At 50.0% G+C, this 530-nt stretch carries 1 protein-coding gene and 1 pseudogene; both read right to left on the bottom strand.

The features are described 5' to 3' along the window. Nucleotides 1-178: pseudogene (locus ACESTR_RS16470) on the bottom strand (molybdenum ABC transporter ATP-binding protein); the annotation flags it as partial. Between the two features lie 40 nt (nucleotides 179-218). Then, the coding region (locus ACESTR_RS16465; RefSeq protein WP_373179474.1) for a PcfJ domain-containing protein at nucleotides 219-530 on the bottom strand (312 nt) is incomplete at its 5' end.

Here is a 530-nt window from a genome sequence, read left to right as displayed (position 1 = left end):
GAATGGAGTCCTTGAAATAGGTGTTATGGTTTACCTCACGGGTAATCCAGTCTTTCTCCTCACGGGTGAGCGTTCCCCCGTCATTGAGCCGTTTGCGTAATATGTACGCTTTTGAGCCTGCAAGGCTTTCGAGTGCGGGAACGTCCCACGACACGAATTTATATGCTATTTGGTTCATTCTATTTTGTTTTTGCGGGCGGCTTTCGCCGCCCCGATTTTTATGCTGTCATTCGTTTCCGTATAAGGGACATGTTCCCCTTCATCAGTTTCAGTATTTGCCCGTGGTATGGGGTATTCTTGTTACACACGCCACGGCTCTGCACGACCTCCATGCGTTTTAGGGACACCTCTATCGTTTCGATACGTTTGCCGTCGATTGTGGCCGAGAGTATGAGCGAGTCGGCTTTCAGATAGTATTCGTTGGTAAACACGCAATGGTGCATGGCCTCGCCCTCCTGCCGTATGGCTTCAACGCTGTCCAATACCTTGATGCAGATTTCCCCGTCGGAAAACTCCACTCCGAAAAACCG

This window comes from Alistipes sp. DJF_B185, assembly GCF_964250025.1.
In the GTDB taxonomy this organism is placed as follows: domain Bacteria; phylum Bacteroidota; class Bacteroidia; order Bacteroidales; family Rikenellaceae; genus Alistipes; species Alistipes finegoldii.
The sequence above is the reverse complement of the archived record's forward strand: the minus strand, read 5'-3'. Positions and strand labels throughout refer to the sequence as shown.